This is a genomic window from Mycobacterium sp. IS-1556, from assembly GCF_001499985.1.
In the GTDB taxonomy this organism is placed as follows: Bacteria; Actinomycetota; Actinomycetes; order Mycobacteriales; family Mycobacteriaceae; genus Mycobacterium.
Genome location: NZ_LQIM01000039.1, coordinates 217,936 through 232,640 on the forward strand (window position 1 = coordinate 217,936; position 14,705 = coordinate 232,640).

General features: G+C 67.3%; 19 protein-coding genes. 7 read left to right on the forward strand and 12 right to left on the reverse strand.

Annotated features, from left to right (window positions below):
* Window positions 1–1,257 (reverse strand): MFS transporter, encoded by a 1,257-nt coding sequence (locus tag AU187_RS21045; RefSeq protein ID WP_059100975.1) that lies wholly within the window; start codon window positions 1,255–1,257, stop codon window positions 1–3.
* A complete protein-coding gene (gene pgm, locus AU187_RS21050) occupies window positions 1,254–2,900 on the reverse strand; it encodes a phosphoglucomutase (alpha-D-glucose-1,6-bisphosphate-dependent) (protein WP_059100976.1) in 1,647 nt (548 codons plus the stop codon). The genes AU187_RS21045 and pgm overlap by 4 nt, the downstream gene beginning before the upstream one ends.
* A 64-nt stretch (window positions 2,901–2,964) precedes the next feature.
* On the opposite strand from pgm, the gene crcB (AU187_RS21055) reads away from it, so the two are divergent.
* From crcB (AU187_RS21055) to mbtN, 5 genes are all read left to right on the forward strand, one after another.
* The gene (crcB, locus tag AU187_RS21055) at window positions 2,965–3,336 is read left to right on the forward strand and encodes a fluoride efflux transporter CrcB (RefSeq protein WP_156425556.1); all 372 of its coding nucleotides are present in this window, start codon (window positions 2,965–2,967) and stop codon (window positions 3,334–3,336) included.
* Entirely contained in the window at window positions 3,321–3,698 is a 378-nt protein-coding gene (gene crcB, locus AU187_RS21060) for a fluoride efflux transporter CrcB (RefSeq protein ID WP_059167243.1), read from the forward strand. The genes crcB (AU187_RS21055) and crcB (AU187_RS21060) overlap by 16 nt, the downstream gene beginning before the upstream one ends.
* A 65-nt stretch (window positions 3,699–3,763) precedes the next feature.
* Entirely contained in the window at window positions 3,764–4,033 is a 270-nt protein-coding gene (mbtL, locus tag AU187_RS21065; RefSeq protein WP_082683936.1) for a mycobactin biosynthesis acyl carrier protein MbtL, read from the forward strand.
* Window positions 4,030–5,610, forward strand: a complete 1,581-nt coding sequence (mbtM, locus tag AU187_RS21070) for a long-chain-fatty acid--ACP ligase MbtM (RefSeq protein WP_082683935.1) — start codon at window positions 4,030–4,032, stop codon at window positions 5,608–5,610. Before mbtL ends, mbtM begins: the two co-directional genes overlap by 4 nt.
* The gene (gene mbtN / locus AU187_RS21075) at window positions 5,607–6,782 is read left to right on the forward strand and encodes a mycobactin biosynthesis acyl-ACP dehydrogenase MbtN (protein ID WP_059100979.1); all 1,176 of its coding nucleotides are present in this window, start codon (window positions 5,607–5,609) and stop codon (window positions 6,780–6,782) included. The genes mbtM and mbtN overlap by 4 nt, the downstream gene beginning before the upstream one ends.
* Window positions 6,783–6,894: 112 nt before the next feature.
* On the opposite strand, the gene AU187_RS21080 is transcribed toward mbtN, so the two are convergent.
* The 3 genes from AU187_RS21080 to AU187_RS21090 form a co-directional block, all read right to left on the reverse strand.
* Entirely contained in the window at window positions 6,895–7,506 is a 612-nt protein-coding gene (locus tag AU187_RS21080) for a GNAT family N-acetyltransferase (protein WP_059100980.1), read from the reverse strand.
* Window positions 7,507–7,581: 75 nt separating this feature from the next.
* Complete coding sequence (locus AU187_RS21085; protein WP_059100981.1) at window positions 7,582–8,277, reverse strand: Ntn hydrolase family protein; 696 nt, start codon at window positions 8,275–8,277, stop codon at window positions 7,582–7,584.
* Window positions 8,278–8,309: 32 nt separating this feature from the next.
* A complete protein-coding gene (locus tag AU187_RS21090) occupies window positions 8,310–8,675 on the reverse strand; it encodes a DUF488 domain-containing protein (RefSeq protein WP_059100982.1) in 366 nt (121 codons plus the stop codon).
* Window positions 8,676–8,694: 19 nt separating this feature from the next.
* Here AU187_RS21090 and AU187_RS21095 point away from each other — a divergent pair, with 19 nt between their 5' ends.
* Window positions 8,695–8,889: a hypothetical protein gene (locus AU187_RS21095; protein ID WP_059100983.1), complete on the forward strand. Its 195-nt coding sequence runs from the start codon at window positions 8,695–8,697 to the stop codon at window positions 8,887–8,889.
* Between the two features lie 2 nt (window positions 8,890–8,891).
* Here AU187_RS21095 and AU187_RS21100 read toward each other — a convergent pair whose 3' ends face one another.
* Together AU187_RS21100 and AU187_RS21105 are read right to left on the reverse strand one after the other, a co-directional pair.
* Window positions 8,892–9,431 (reverse strand): TetR family transcriptional regulator, encoded by a 540-nt coding sequence (locus tag AU187_RS21100; protein WP_059100984.1) that lies wholly within the window; start codon window positions 9,429–9,431, stop codon window positions 8,892–8,894.
* On the reverse strand, window positions 9,415–9,861 hold the full coding sequence (locus tag AU187_RS21105; RefSeq protein WP_059100985.1) for an SRPBCC family protein: 447 nt from the start codon (window positions 9,859–9,861) through the stop codon (window positions 9,415–9,417). The genes AU187_RS21100 and AU187_RS21105 overlap by 17 nt, the downstream gene beginning before the upstream one ends.
* 124 nt (window positions 9,862–9,985) lie before the next feature.
* On the opposite strand from AU187_RS21105, the gene AU187_RS21110 reads away from it, so the two are divergent.
* Window positions 9,986–10,705, forward strand: coding sequence for a TVP38/TMEM64 family protein (locus tag AU187_RS21110; protein ID WP_059100986.1), 720 nt, complete (start codon window positions 9,986–9,988; stop codon window positions 10,703–10,705).
* On the opposite strand, the gene AU187_RS21115 is transcribed toward AU187_RS21110, so the two are convergent.
* Genes AU187_RS21115 through AU187_RS21135 form a run of 5 tightly spaced genes read right to left on the reverse strand, consistent with a single transcriptional unit; the run spans window position 10,702 to window position 14,616 of the window.
* Window positions 10,702–11,301, reverse strand: a complete 600-nt coding sequence (locus AU187_RS21115; protein ID WP_059100987.1) for a carboxymuconolactone decarboxylase family protein — start codon at window positions 11,299–11,301, stop codon at window positions 10,702–10,704. The genes AU187_RS21110 and AU187_RS21115 overlap by 4 nt on opposite strands.
* A 2-nt stretch (window positions 11,302–11,303) precedes the next feature.
* On the reverse strand, window positions 11,304–12,164 hold the full coding sequence (locus tag AU187_RS21120; protein WP_059100988.1) for a TIGR03619 family F420-dependent LLM class oxidoreductase: 861 nt from the start codon (window positions 12,162–12,164) through the stop codon (window positions 11,304–11,306).
* Complete coding sequence (locus tag AU187_RS21125) at window positions 12,161–12,991, reverse strand: TauD/TfdA dioxygenase family protein (protein ID WP_059100989.1); 831 nt, start codon at window positions 12,989–12,991, stop codon at window positions 12,161–12,163. Before AU187_RS21125 ends, AU187_RS21120 begins: the two co-directional genes overlap by 4 nt.
* A 6-nt stretch (window positions 12,992–12,997) precedes the next feature.
* Window positions 12,998–13,321, reverse strand: coding sequence for a hypothetical protein (locus AU187_RS21130; protein ID WP_059100990.1), 324 nt, complete (start codon window positions 13,319–13,321; stop codon window positions 12,998–13,000).
* On the reverse strand, window positions 13,318–14,616 hold the full coding sequence (locus tag AU187_RS21135; protein WP_059100991.1) for an aromatic ring-hydroxylating oxygenase subunit alpha: 1,299 nt from the start codon (window positions 14,614–14,616) through the stop codon (window positions 13,318–13,320). Before AU187_RS21135 ends, AU187_RS21130 begins: the two co-directional genes overlap by 4 nt.
* Window positions 14,617–14,705 lie beyond the last annotated feature (89 nt).

Below are 14,705 nucleotides of genomic sequence, written 5' to 3' on the forward strand. Positions count from 1 at the left end.
TTACGGCACTTCTCCGCCCGCCTCGGGTCCCAGCGCGCGGGCGGGCGTGTGCACAGCAGGCCGACCCCGCGTCTCAGGCGCGAACATCCATCCCACCGCCGCGACCATGAGGATCGCCCCGCTGACCACGAAAGCCCAGCCGAACGACGCGTGCTCGGCGATCTGGCCGACAACCAGCGATCCGATGATCGACCCGAGGTCGGCCATCATCTGGAAGGTCGCGACCGCGGTCCCGCCGCGCGCCTTGTTCCCGACGATGTCGGCCACCGCGGCCTGCTGCGGGGAGACGAAGATGCCCGTCGCCGCACCCGTCACATACGCCGCAACGAGGAAGATCGGCAGAGATGACGTGAAGCCCACCAGGATCGTCGACACCGCGGACACGGTGAGCCCGACGATCAGCAGCTTGCGGCGGCCGATCCGGTCCGACAGATACCCGCTCGGGATCACCACCGAGACGTTGCCGATCGCGAACGTCGCCAGCGCCAGGCCCGCGGCACCCGCGCCATAGCCGAGGCCCTCGACCACGAACAGCGGCACCAGCGCAATGCGCAACCCGAACGCCGCCCAACCCGTGCTGAAGTTCGAGAACAATGCCGCGCGGTACGCACGGTGGCGAAGCACCCGCCGGACCGATACCGCCCGATCCGTCGGCTCCTCGGCCGCCACGATCGTGCTCCCCCGCAGGCTGACGAACACCACGCCCGCCGCAACCAGCAGCGCCGCCCCGTAGATCACGAACGGGGCCGCCAGGCCGAAACCGGCGGTGAGGCTGCCCAGCACCGGGCCGCCGACCGAACCGACGAGGAACCCACTGGAGAACAGTCCGGCGACCCGGCCGCGCGCGTCCGACGGCGAGATCCGGATCATCAAGCCCAGCGACGACACCGTGAACATCGCCGAGCCCAGGCCGCCGATCGAGCGGAACGCCAGCAGCTGCCAGTACGTCTGCGCGAATGCGCACGCCGCGGTGGACAGCGCGACGATCAGCAGGCCGCTGATGTACACGCGACGCTCCCCCAGGCGCTGCACCAGCAGCCCGGCCGGCGGCGCGGCGATCAACCGCATCAGCGCGAACGCCGTGATGACGAACGTCGCGGCGCTGATGCTCACCCCGAAGTGGCGGGCGTACTGCGGCAGAACCGGCGCCACCACGCCGTAGCCCAACGCGACCACCACGTTCGCCCCGACCAGCAGCCAGACCTCTCGCGGCAGCTTCGGCGTGGACGCCGTCTCACAGGCGCTCTCGGAGGTCACCCAATGACCTTATTGACCACCTCACGCGCCGCTTCCTGGACCTCCGCCAGATGCTCTGGACCCTTGAACGACTCGGCGTAGATCTTGTACACGTCCTCGGTGCCCGACGGCCGCGCCGCGAACCATGCGTTCTCCGTTGTCACTTTCAGCCCGCCCAACGGCGCGCCGTTGCCCGGCGCCGTCGTCAGCTTCGCGGTGATCGGCTCGCCCGCCAGTTCGGTCGCCGAAACCTGCTCGGCTGAGAGCTTGGCCAGCCGCGCCTTCTGTTCCCGGTCGGCGGGCGCATCGACGCGGGCATAGGTTGGCGCGCCGTACTTCTCGGCCAGCGCCGTGTAGCGCTGCGATGGCGTCTCCCCCGTCACGGCCAGTATCTCCGAGGCCAGCAGCGCCAAGATGATGCCGTCCTTGTCGGTGGTCCACACGGACCCGTCGTGCCGCAGGAACGACGCGCCCGCACTCTCCTCACCGCCGAAACCGATTGTGCCGTCGAGCAATCCGTCGACGAACCACTTGAAGCCGACCGGCACCTCGACGAGTTTGCGTCCCAGCCCGGCGACCACCCGGTCGATGATCGACGAGCTGACGACGGTCTTGCCGACAGCGGTCGACGCCGGCCACGACGGCCGGTGCGAGTAGAGATAGTCGATCGCCACCGCGAGATAGTGGTTGGGATTGAGCAGGCCCCCGTCGGGGGTGACGATGCCGTGGCGGTCGGAGTCGGCGTCGTTTCCGGTGGCGATCTGGTAGGTGTCGGGGTTGGCGCTGATCGCCCCAAGCAGGCTGGCCATCGCATTCGGTGAGCTGCAGTCCATCCGGATCTTGCCGTCGGTGTCCAGCGTCATGAACCGCCATGTCGCGTCGACGAGCGGGTTGACCACCGTCAGTTCGAGGTTGTGGCGTTCGGCGATCGCGGCCCAGTAGTCGACGCTGGCGCCACCCAGCGGATCCGCGCCGATGCGGATGCCCTCGGCGCTGATCGCGTGCACGTCGACGACGTTGGACAGGTCGGCGACGTAGGCGTCGAGGTAGTCGTGGCGCTGGGCGGTCTGCATCGCGCGGCCCAGCGGCATCCGCTTGATGTCTTTGAGCCCGCCCTGTAGCAGCTCGTTGGCCCGTCGGGCGATCGCACCGGTGGCATCGGTGTCGGCGGGCCCGCCGTGGGGCGGGTTGTACTTGAAGCCACCGTCGCGCGGAGGGTTGTGCGAGGGCGTGACGACGATCCCGTCGGCAAGATCGCCGTCACGGCCCTGGTTGAACGTCAGGATCGCGTGGCTGACTGCCGGAGTCGGCGTGTATCGGTCTGCCGAATCGATCATCGCCACAACGTCGTTGGCGGCCAGCACCTCCAACGCGGAAGCCCAGGCCGGCTCCGAGAGGGCATGGGTGTCGCGGCCGATGAACAGCGGTCCGGTGGTGCCCTGCGCGGCGCGATATTCGACGATGGCCTGCGTGGTGGCCAGGATGTGCGCCTCGTTGAACGCTGCGTCGAGGCTCGAGCCGCGGTGTCCGGACGTGCCGAACACCACTTGCTGATCGACGTTGTCGGGGTCGGGTTCGCGGGTGTAGTACGCGGTCACCACCTGGGCGACGTCGATGAGGTCCTCGGGCTGCGCCGGCTGTCCGGCGCGGGGGTTGGCCGCCATGCACTCGATTGTCCTCCACCGCGGGACGCGACGTGTGATGAGCTGCCCGACCATACTGACCCTTGTGCGTGGTTACGACGGCCGTGAACTCCTGGCTGTGTTCGTCGGCGGCGCGCTGGGCACCGTCGCGCGCGCGGCGATCGAGACGCTCGTCGCGCCGGAACCCGGGCACTGGCCATGGCCCACCTTCGCGGTCAACATCGTCGGCGCGTTCGTGTTGGGATACGTGGCCACCCGGCTGCCCGAGGACAGTTACCGCCGCCCGTTGCTGGGTACCGGGCTGTGCGGGGGACTGACCACGTTCTCCACCATGCAGGTCGAAATGCTCAGGATGATCGAGCGCGAGCATTTCGGGTTGGCGGTCGGCTACGCCGCCGCCAGCGTCATCGCGGGCCTGGGCGTGGCCTGGTTGGGTTCGAGATGGGCACGGCGATGACCGTCGCGGTGTGGCTGGGCGTCGCGGTCCTCGGCGGGGTCGGGGCGGTGTTGCGCTTCGTCGTGGACCGCGCGGTGGCGCGCCGCCTGACTGGGGTCTTTCCGTCCGGAATCTTCGTCGTCAACATCTCGGGCGCGCTGGTCCTCGGCTTGCTCGCCGGCCTCGACCTCGGGCCCGATATCGCATTGCTGGCCGGCGTCGGACTCGTCGGCGCCTACACCACGTTCTCGACCTGGATGCTGCAGACCCTCGAGCTTGGCGTGGAACGCCGGGGCGGTCTCGCGGTGGCCAACATTCTCGTGAGCCTCGCGCTGGGCCTGGCGGCGGCCGCGGCGGGCTGGTGGATCGGCGGCCGGCTGTGAAAACGCCCACGGGACTGCAGGGTAAGCCTAGCCTTACCTGAGTCGACGTAGTACCGTCGCTGGCCGTGAACCCGTCTACTCCAGAAGCCGTCAGCGTCGCGCTCGCCGAGATCCTGCGCGACGACATGAACGTCGATGTTCGACGAGTCACCCGTGACTCCCGGCTGATCGACGACGTCGGTCTCGACTCGGTCGCGTTCGCGGTCGGGATGGTGGCGATCGAGGATCGGCTGGGGGTTGCGCTGAGCGAAGAGGACCTGCTCAGCTGCGACACCGTCGGCGATCTGGAAGCGGCCATCCTGGCCAAAGCGGTTGCGGCACCGACAAACTCGTGACCGAACTCGCAGCGGCCCTCTCGACGGCGATGTCGGGGGCGTCGACCACCCTGTCGGTGCTCGATGCCGAAACCGGTAAGTGGGCGCAGCATTCCTGGTCAGAGGTGCACGCGCGGGCCGAGAACATCGCGGAACGGATCACCACCGACGAAGCCGCAGCGGTCGGGCTGATCGGTGATCCCACAGTCGAGTTCATCGCGGCCATCCCGGGCGCGTTCTTCGCCGGTGCCGGGTTGTCGATCCTTCCCGGACCCATCCGCCGCGCCGACCCCGAGCAGTGGGCGCAGACCACTCTGGACCGGTTCCGCTCCATCGGCGTGACGACCGCGTTCAGCCACGGCCCCGAGTTGCAGCTGTTGCGCAAGCACGCCGACTCGATCGCGGTCCACGATCTCGCCGAGGCCGGTCACCCACGTCGTTCGACGACGTTCCGCGGTCCCGACAGTGCGGACGTCGCGATCCTGCAAGGCACCGCCGGGTCGACGGGAACACCTCGCACGGCGATGATCTCGCCGGCCGCGTCGCTGGCCAACCTGCGCGGGCTGGTCGCCCGGGTCAACGTCGACGACCGATGCCGCCTGCACAGTTGGTTGCCGATCTACCACGACATGGGGCTGGCGTTCCTCCTGACGGCCACGCTTGGCCAGGCGGACCTCTGGCAAGCGCCCACCTCCGCCTTCGCCGCGTCACCATTCAACTGGCTCCAATGGCTCACCGAGAGTCAAGCGACGATGACCGCCGCGCCGAATATGGCGTTCAACCTGATCGGCAAGTACGCGGGAAGCCTGAAGGGTTTCGATCTGAGCAACCTCGGCTTCACGCTCAACGGCGGCGAGCCCGTCGACTGCATCGGCTATCAGCGTTTCGCCGACGAGATGACCCGCTTCGGCTTCAACCCGTCTTCTCTGGCTCCGTCGTACGGTCTGGCCGAATCCACATGCGCGGTCAGTGTTCCCGAGCCGTTCTCCGGGCTTTGCGTCGATGACGTCACGGTCAGCGCCGAGGCGGGTGAGTCCACCCGAAGCTTCGCGGTGCTCGGGCACGCGATTCCCGGTATGGAGATCCGCATCAACGCCGACGTGGCGCACACCACCGAAGTAACCGGTCGCGAGGTCGGTGAGGTCGAGGTCCGTGGCACATCGCTGATGACGGGGTACGTCGGTGAAGCCCCACTCGACCGGCACGCGTGGCTACCGACCGGGGATCTCGGCTACCTCACCGACGACGGGCTGGTCGTCTGCGGCCGCGCCAAGGAGCTCATCACGGTCGCGGGGCGCAACGTGTTCCCCACCGAGATCGAGCGCATCGCCGGGGAGATCGACGGGATCCGTGATGGTTGCGTCGTGGCCGTGGGCACCGGTGAGACGTCGGCGCGGCCCGGTCTGGTGATCGCCGCGGAGTTCAAGGGTGACGACGAGCCCGCCGCACGCAGCGCGGTCGTGGCGCGGGTCGCGTCGCACTGCGGCGTGGTTCCCGCCGACGTGGTGTTCCTCAAACCCGGTGCGCTGCCCCGCACCTCGTCGGGCAAGCTGCGCCGGCTCGAAGTCAAACGCACCCTGGAGGGAGCAAGCCGATGACGGCCACCGCCGAAGCGCCCGGCGCACCGCCGGCCGAGGACTATCGCGAGCTGCTCGAACGCGTCTTCGACGACCGGGTCACCGCGTGGACAGCGGAAGCCGAAGAGACGGAACGCTTTCCGCGTAAGCTCATCGAATACCTCGGCGAGTCCGGCATCTTTTCCGCCAAGTGGCCGCCGGGGCAGCAGCAGTCCGACGTCGCGAAGGTCATCGAATTGGCCAGAAAGCTGGGGCTATTGGGCTCGGCGGGTATCGGCGTCGGAGTGGGCCTGCATGACTCGGCGATCGCGATCCTGCGCCGCTTCGGCAAATCGGATTACCTGAAGGAGATCGCCGAGCAGGCCATCCGCGGCGAGGCGGTGCTGTGCATCGGCGCCTCCGAGCAGTCCGGCGGGTCCGACCTGCAGATCGTCGGAACCGAAGTCCGCTCCGTGCGTGACGGTTTCGAGGTCAAGGGCATCAAGAAGTTCGTCTCGCTCTCCCCCATCGCCGACCACGTCATGTGCGTGGCCCGTAGCGTCGACCACGACCCGGACAGCAAGCACGGCAGCGTGGTCGTGATCGCAGTTCCCCTGGCGCAGTGCGAGGTTCAAACCCCGTACCGCAAAGTCGGTGCCGGCCCGCTCGACACCGCAGCCGTGCACATCGACACCTGGGTGCCCGCCGATGCCCTGGTGGCCCGGCCGGGAATCGGGCTGGCCGCGATTTCCTGGGGTCTCGCGCAGGAGCGGATGTCGGTGGCTGGTCTGATCTCGACCTCGGCCCAACGCGTCATCGGTATCACGTTGGCGCGCATGATGGCTCGGCGCCAGTTCGGCCACTCGCTGTACGAACACCAGGCCCTCCGGATGCGGATGGCCGACCTACAGGCGCGCGTCGACATGCTGCGCTACGCCCTCGACGGCATCGCCGCGACCGGGAAGCTGGACCTGCGCACCGCCGCGGCCATGAAGGTCAACGCGGCCCGCCTCGGTGAAGAGGTGATGAACGAGTGCATGCACATCTTCGGCGGCTCCGGCTATCTCGTCGACGAAACCCCGTTGGGCCGATGGTGGCGCGACATGAAACTGGCCCGCGTCGGCGGTGGCACTGACGAGGTGCTGTGGGAGTTGGTGGCCGCCGGTATGAAGCCCGACCACGACGGGTACGCCGAGTTCAACCAGCTGCCCTGATCTCGGTCGACCAGAAGCCGGCGGAGCGCAAGCCTGCTGAGCAGACGCAAACTGCCCCATTTTCACGGGTTTTCAGGGCACTTTGCGTCTGCTCGCGCTAAAAAGGCTCGCGCTAAGAACTGCGCGGCAGTGCATAGAGCGCCATGCGGCGGTTCGACATGTCGTGCTCGCCGAGAAATTCGCAGCCGGCGTACTCGCACACATCGCGGGCGCCCTTGTTCCGATGGTCGGGATCGAACATGATTCGCCGGCACTGCGGGTCGAGCTCGAAGATGTTGGCGGTCAACCGCGGCAACAGGATCGGCGCGATACCGCGATTGACGAACCGCATGTCGGCGATCGCCGCGTGCAGTCCGATGTCGTGCGGGTCGGCGTCATAGCGCGGCGCGATCGAATCCTTGGCGGCGCGGTACAGCTCGATGTAGGCGAACGGCTGGCCGCGGAAACTGCCGATCAGCGGCCTGGAGTACTCGCCGGCCAGCTGCGCGCTCAAGTACCGGTGCCAGCGCTCGGGCGGCCAGTCGTACTCCCACGCCTCCACCAGATGCGGACGGTTCATCCACTCCGAGACCATCTCCGCGTCCGCGTCCGCATCGGCGACCCTGATGAAGTAGGGATCGGCGAGGACCGGTGTCGGCGGCGCCGCGACCTCCCGCACCGCATCGGAAATGTTCGTCAGTTCCCGCGGAAGAACGGGCGCGGGTGCGTCGTCAATCTCGGTCATCGCCCGTCGAGCCTACCGGACCGAGTAAGGCAAGACTTACCTTCCTCGTCATTCTTGGTCGCCGGCGTGCGGCCGTCAGCCGAACAAGTCGTCGAGGGCACGCTGTTCGAGTTCGGTCCACCGGTGCACCCGTCGACGGACCTCGGAGACGGCATCCTCGTCGAGGTGCTCGGCCGCCTCCGGCGTGATGCGGCAGATGTCCATGGGCCCGCCGACACTGGGCGAGGACGCGTCGAGGGCGTCGAGGACGCGCAACGCGGCCACGACGCCGTAGTTGACATCGCGTTCGGCCATGCCGAAGTGCGCCAGCAGCGCGTGGGCCTGCTGGGCCATCGGAGATCCGCTACCCACAGCGTGGAACCCGATCTCTTCGTAGTGCCCGATCAGACCGTGCGGATCGATGTCGATGATGAACGGCTCGCCGCCCGCGTAGCCGGCTGCGAGGACGTAGGTCGCCGGAGTGGCGCCGGGTTTGCCCGCCGGCACGTCGGCGATGAAAGTTCGATAGTGGTGCTCGAGCACGGGCAGGACCCGCTGTTGGAGGGCATGGCCGACGTCGGGCGCCTCCATGATCGCGTCCGGTTCATTGTCGAAGATCTGCTCGAGGTCGTAGAGCACGGCGCGCGATCCGCTGCCGCCCCACGCGGCGCGTCCGCCGAGCGGATGCAGCTTCTGGGCCGGATAACTCAGCCCCCGCACGGGGTCGGTGATCTGCGAGTCGGAGGCCATCACCAGCCCGTCCGCGCAGCGCAGGGCCAGAACGACGGTCATCGCGAGATTTCCGGAGGCATTGACCGATCGTCTCACGCCGCCCGCGAGAGCAGCGTGCGTAAGACGGCGGCTTGGCTTTGCTCGACGTTGCGGGTGGCGGTCACCAGCACCACCGGTCCTTGGCGGAGGAGCGCACGTAGCTCGGCCAGTGCCGCAGCGCCCTCCTCGGTGTCCAGTTCGGCGGCGTAGCGGGCGGCGAACTCGTCGAACCGTTCCGGCTGATGCGAATACCAGCGCCGCAGTTCGGCCGACGGGGCGACCGCCGGCAGCCATCGGCCGATTCGGGCATCGCCTTTGCGAAATCCCCGCGGCCACAACCGGTCCACGAGCACCCGCGTGCCCTCGCCGCTGGGCTGGTCGTAGACCCGGGCGATCTCGATGTTTGGGCGCTCACCCATACGGTGGGATGGTAGGTGCATGCCGGTGGACCGAATTGCGGATTTGCAGCGGTGGCAGGACTCCGGGGCCATCTGGGAGGTCCGCGCCCGGCGGGAGAACAGCGTGACGGTCGCACTGTTGCGCTGCGACGGAGGCGAAGAGGTCGACGTGTTCACCTCCGATGACCCCCGCCTGCTCGCGTTCATCGGCCAGCGCCGCAGCAGTGAGGAGTGATCTCATCGAGCGCGGTCGGCGGCGCGGACTAGATCGGCGAAGGCGGTGATCGCGGCGTCGATGCCGTCGAGATCCTCGGTCGCGACCAGGTCCAGCAGCAGGCCGCGCACAACGGCCAGGCCGAGGCGCATCATTGCGGGCGCGCGGTTCGGCTGCTCCGAGAGCCAGTCGTCGACCGCACCCGGCAACATCCGGGCGAACGGTTGCTCGCCCTGCACGCCGCGGGCATAGCACTCGAAGAAGAGCCGCTCGAACGAGCGCAGGTCCGGCCGCCGCAGATTCGCCCACATCGCCTCGATGGCGTCTGCGGGCGCCGCCGGCAGTTCCCGCATCAGCGCCCTCTGGCGTCGCTCGACCTCACCGACGATCGCCACAAGCAGTTCGTCACGCGAGACGAAATGGTGCAGCAGCATGCGGTGACTGGTACCGACCGCCCCGGCGAGATCGCGAAGCGACCGACCGCCGATTCCGCGGACCGCGACCTCGGTCACCAGCGCGTCGAGGAGTTCCCGGCGACGCTCGAGGTCAGCCTGTCGGGCCATCGAGCCGATGCAGATGCTCGCACCGCGCTTTCAGGCCGGCGCCCTCGAGATCGAGGTAGCGCCTCGTCATCGAGCGCATCAGTCGCCCGACCACCGCTCCGACCGGACCGCGCTGTTCGAGCCGTTGGTGGACGCGGGTCCGTGTTCCGGAGTCGGCGAGGACTTGGTGCTGCGCCACGGTCAGCCCGCCGGGTGAGCGTTGCACCCACGTCCACGACTCGCCGGGCGAGACCTCGGTGACGGCCCAGACAAGCTTCGGCATGCGTGGTTGTTTGATCTCGAACCGGTTGCCCACGAGCAACTCTGGACTGTCAAGCGCCACCAGGCGGGTCACCGAGGCGGTCCACTCCGGCCAGCGCTCGACGTCACTGAACACCTTCCAGACGGCATCGGCCGGCGCGTTGATCTCAACCGTGGCATCCGTAATCATGTACCAAATGGTACATGCCGCGCCCGCAGATTCCATGATTTTTGCGTGCCATTCCGTCGCGACGGCCATGGGCGCGCGCTCGCGAACGTCTTCCCGTGGGCACATGCGGCAAGATTGCCTCGACATGACGATCAGCGACGGGCCCGCCACGCGTCGGCGGCACATCCTCCGACTCGTACTGTTCGCGGCCTTCCTGCTGGGGTTGTTCTATCTGGTTGCCGTCACCGGTGTCGTCGACGTCGACCACGTCCGCAGCACGGTCGCGGCCACCGGCCCGGTGGCGCCGCTCGCGTACGTCGTGATCTCGGCCCTGCTGGGTGCGGTGTTCGTGCCGGGTCCGATACTGGCCGCCGCCAGCGGAGTGCTGTTCGGTCCGGTGCTGGGCACCTTCGTCACGCTCGGCGCCACGGTCGGCACCGCGGTCATCACCAGCCTGCTCGGCAGGCGCGCCGGACGCGACAGTGCCCGTGCGCTTCTCGGCGACGACCGGGCCACCCGGCTCGACGATCTCATCGCGCGGCGGGGACTGTGGGCCGTCGTCGGGCAGCGCTTCGTGCCCGGCATCTCCGATGCGCTCGCCTCCTACGCATTCGGCGCATTCGGAGTTCCCTTGTGGCAGATGGCCGTCGGGGCGTTCATCGGTTCGGTGCCGCGGGCGTTCGTCTACACCGCGCTGGGCGCGTCGATCTCGGACCTGTCCTCGCCGCTGGCATACGTGGCGATCGCCGTGTGGTGTGTGACCGCCGTCGTCGGTGCGTTCGCCGCCCACCGGGGCGTGCGGAGCTGGCGGCGGCGCGCACAGCCCGACGACAGCGAACCGGCGCCGGAAGCGGACGGTGCCTAGTCGGGTAGTGCCGCGCCGCCGGGCGGTGCGGTGAGCTGCCAGGTATCGCACGCCATCGCCAGCATCGCGTAGGTGCCGATGACGAAGATCAGCTCCATCGCCTGGTGGGTGCCGAGTTCGTCGACCATGCGCCGCCACGTCGTGGGGGTCGCCCGGCCTCGAGCGAGCAGTTCGTCGGTCGCCTCGAGGACCAACCGGTCGACACCGTCGAACTCGGCGTTGCCCCGAGTGAGCCGGGAGATGTCGGTGTCCGAAAGGCCGCCGGCTTTGGCGATCTTCACGTGCTCGCCCCAGAAGAACGACGAGCGCCGGACGTAGGCCAACCGCAGCACTGCGAGTTCCCGCAGGCGCAGCGGTAGTTCACCCTGCTGCAACAGAAACGCGTTGTAGCCGAGGAACTTCCGCGCCATCTTCGGATGGCGCGCCAGGACGCCGATGATGTCGAAGTTCAGCGGATCCCTGGCATCTCCCGAGCCGGCCCGCGGTACGTCCCCGCCAGGTATTCCCATCAGCGCGCCGACGGCGGCGTACTCATCGTCACCCCACTCCTCGGCCGTCAGCGGGGTCAGGAGCGGATAGCCGGGGTCTTCGGCCATGGTCACCCTTCATCTTCGTGGTGTAGTTCAGCGAGCGCGTGGATCTGCTCGAGGTAGTGCTCGACCGAGTGATGGACGAACCGGGCGGACACCACGGTCGTGCCGGCGGCCGCCATCGCACGCAACGTGTCCCTGGTCGAGCCGGGTTCGCCGACCGGGTCGAGCGGGTGGTCGGCGGGCAGCACGACCTCGAAGCCGGGCGGCACCTCGCGCGCACGCAGCCATTCGCCCGCGGTGGCGACCGCGATGCCGAACGGGCACCACCCGTCGGCGAGCGTGAGTGCGCGCCGCAGCGAGCGTTTGGTCCGGCCACCGACCCAGATCGGCATGTGGGGCTGCAGCGCGCAAGGGTCGACGATGAGGCCGCCGAACGAGTAGTACTCACCGTCGTAGGACGGCTCGTTGCTCGACAGCGTCGCCCGCAACGCTTTCAGCGCATCGTCGGCCCGCGGACCACGGTCATCGAACGGAGCACCGAGAAGGTCGAACTCTTCCTTGAGCGAGCCAACGCCGACGCCGAGCGTGACACGGCCGCTGCTGACGTGATCCAGTGTGCCGTACCGCTTTACGATCGCCAATGGGTGGTGGTACCCCAACACCAGCGTCATCGTTACCAGCCGGATGCGTTCGGTTCGGGCCGCCACGTATCCGAGCGTGGCCAGCGGGTCCCAGTACCGCGCGCCGCGTCGCCCGGCTTCGGACGCCGGAATGCCGATGTGCTCGCTGCAGGTCAGGTGGTGGTAGCCGAGCCTGTCCGCCGCTTCGGCCACCCGGCCGATGTCGGCGACCGTGGCGTCCTTCTCCCAGGTGAGTGCCGCACCGGCGACATTGGTGACGACGGGTGTCGCGATGCCGAGTTTCAATTCAGCGGCTCTTCGCCCGCCAGGATCGTCCGGTGCATGAGGCGCCCGCTGTCGACGGCATAGGGCAGCGCACGATGCATGGTCCCGGTGTTGTCCCAGATGAGCAGGTCGCCGACCTCCCACTCGTGCCGGTAGACATACTGCGGTTGGGTGGCCCAATCACGCAGCCGCGCAAGCAGTGCCCGGCTCTCCTCGGCCGACATCCCGACCACGTAGTCGGCGGTCGCCCCGAGCAGGAGGGACTTACGTCCGGACTGATGTGTCCACACGATGGGACACGCCTTGGTCGGGGACTTCTGCCAGAAGGCGATCTCTTCGTAGCTCATCTCGGGCGTCACGTAGTGCTGCGACCGCTCGGCGCTGTGCATCACACGAAGGTCGGCGATGAGATCCTTGTCGGACTGCGGCAAATCGTCGTAGGCCGCGTAGGTGTTGCAGAACTCCGTTTCGCCCCCGGTGTCGGAGAGTTGCACCGCCCGCAGCAGCGTCGCCAGGTTCGGATAGGGCTGCAGCGATCCGTCGAAGTGCCAGAACAACGAACCTTTGAGGTACTTCGCGCGCTGGTTGATGTTCTCGTCGAGCGAGATCTTGTAGATCCCGTCCTCGCCCTCATTGCCGACGACGGTGCCCAGCGTTCTGGCGATCGCGACCTGCTGTTCGTCGCTGATGTGCAGACCGCGAAAGAACACCACCCCGCGTTGTTCCAATGTGGCGCGGATGTTTTCGGCCTCCCGACCGCTCAGCAGTGTGTCGAGGTCGGTTCTGATCTCGCTGCCGATCCGCGGCGTCAGGTCGACGATGTCCAGTCGTGCGGAGGTCAGGCTCACGGCGGCTCAGCTTACTCTCGTCAGAATTGTGTGGGCCGAATGTTTGACTCGCGGTTGGTTCCACAGCTCGACCGCAAGCGAGACGGTGATCAGCGAATAGAGCAGGTTGCGCAGGTTCGCGACGTCCTCGGGTAGCGGCTCGGAGTAGTCGAACTTGTCGATGTAGGCCAGTGCTTCCTCGCCGTACGGAAAGATCTCGTCATAGAAGGCGCGGATCTGTTCCATGGAACTGTTGACGCGCTTCACATAGCGCTCATGACCGTCCTCGATTGCCCATTCGGGCACCAGGTGTTCGAGATGCGAAAACTCCGGTGGCAGAACTGCGTTCATCGCTGTACCGCCACCTTTTCGCTGACACGCTTCTCGCCGTCCTCTACGTAGTCGGCAACCACCTTGTGCAGATGGCGCAGCAGGATCTCCTCGTCATTCATCGTGAAGTGGGTGAGCACACCGCTGTTCAACATGGCCTGCAGGCCTTCGGACGGGCTGGCGTCTTCGAGGATGATGTCGTTGAGGAAGGTGACGGTCAGCTCCTGGCCGAGCCGCTCCTTGTGCGTCGTCGGCGGTTGGTAGTACATCTCGGTCTCGAAGATGTGCGAGTGCGGCCCAGTCGGCCAGTGCGTGTGGACCGTGAAGCCGGACGCCCCGAAGATCAGCACGAAATTCGGGAAGAATTGAAACGAATCGAACCCGTATTTCTCCGATCGTGTCGGGTTCAGCCCGGCTGGAAGCGGCCCGCGGTCGGTGCGCTTGTTCCACGGGCCGGCCGCGCTGGCTTCCATCAGACATTCGATCGGCTTGGAGTACGGCGTCTTTCGCGATGGCTCACCGGAGAAGGAGAACATCCGATGCGGCCCCTTGAGCTGGTATGCCAGGGCATCGGTGAACGGGTTCGGCTTGTCGAGCGCCTCCTTGGCCTCCGCGGTGAGGTTGCCGAACGAGGACGCGTGCAGATACGGGCCGTGGTAGCTCTCAGCGAAGCCGTCGACGAAAATCTTCCAGTTGCACTGCAATTCGACCTTGAACTTGTAGACCTGGTGAGGTCCGGCGAACGGATACCCCTCGATTCCGTGCGCCAGCTCACCGAGGAACGAGCGAAGCGGTTCGGTGTTGTCTGGATTGAGGTTGACGAAGATGAAGCCCTCCCATACCTCGCACTGGATGGCGGGCACGCGGCAACTGTCGGTGTCGAAGTCGAGCAGCAGGTCCTTGCGGGTCGCCGAGTGTAGCGAGCCGTCCAACTTGTAGCGCCAGCCGTGGAAGCGGCAGTACAGCAGCGGCGCGCGGCCCTCGACCTCCTCGAAGGGGTCGTCCTCCCACAACATCTTGTTGCCCCGGTGTGGACAGATGTTGTGGAACGCCCTGATCACGTCATCCTTGCCCCGCACGACGATCACCGAAGTGTTCAGGAACGTCAGCTCGCGGGTGAAGTAGCTGCCGGACTTGGGCACCCGCTCCACCCGCCCGACGTAGAGCCACGTCTTTCGAAAGACGTGCTCGCGTTCCTTCTCGTAGAAGGCCTCCGAAACGCAGTCCTCGAGCGACACCGGGCCGCGACCGAGTTCGGGGTGGGCGTCGGTCCAGTGCCCGCTCGCGGGCTTCGTCACCAGGCTGTCGTGGCTCACGGGCTCTCCTCCGTCGGGCTGAAGACGGTAGGCCGAAGGTACCGCCGCCGAAATGGCCGAAACAGACCCGGCCATGCAACACCCTGTTG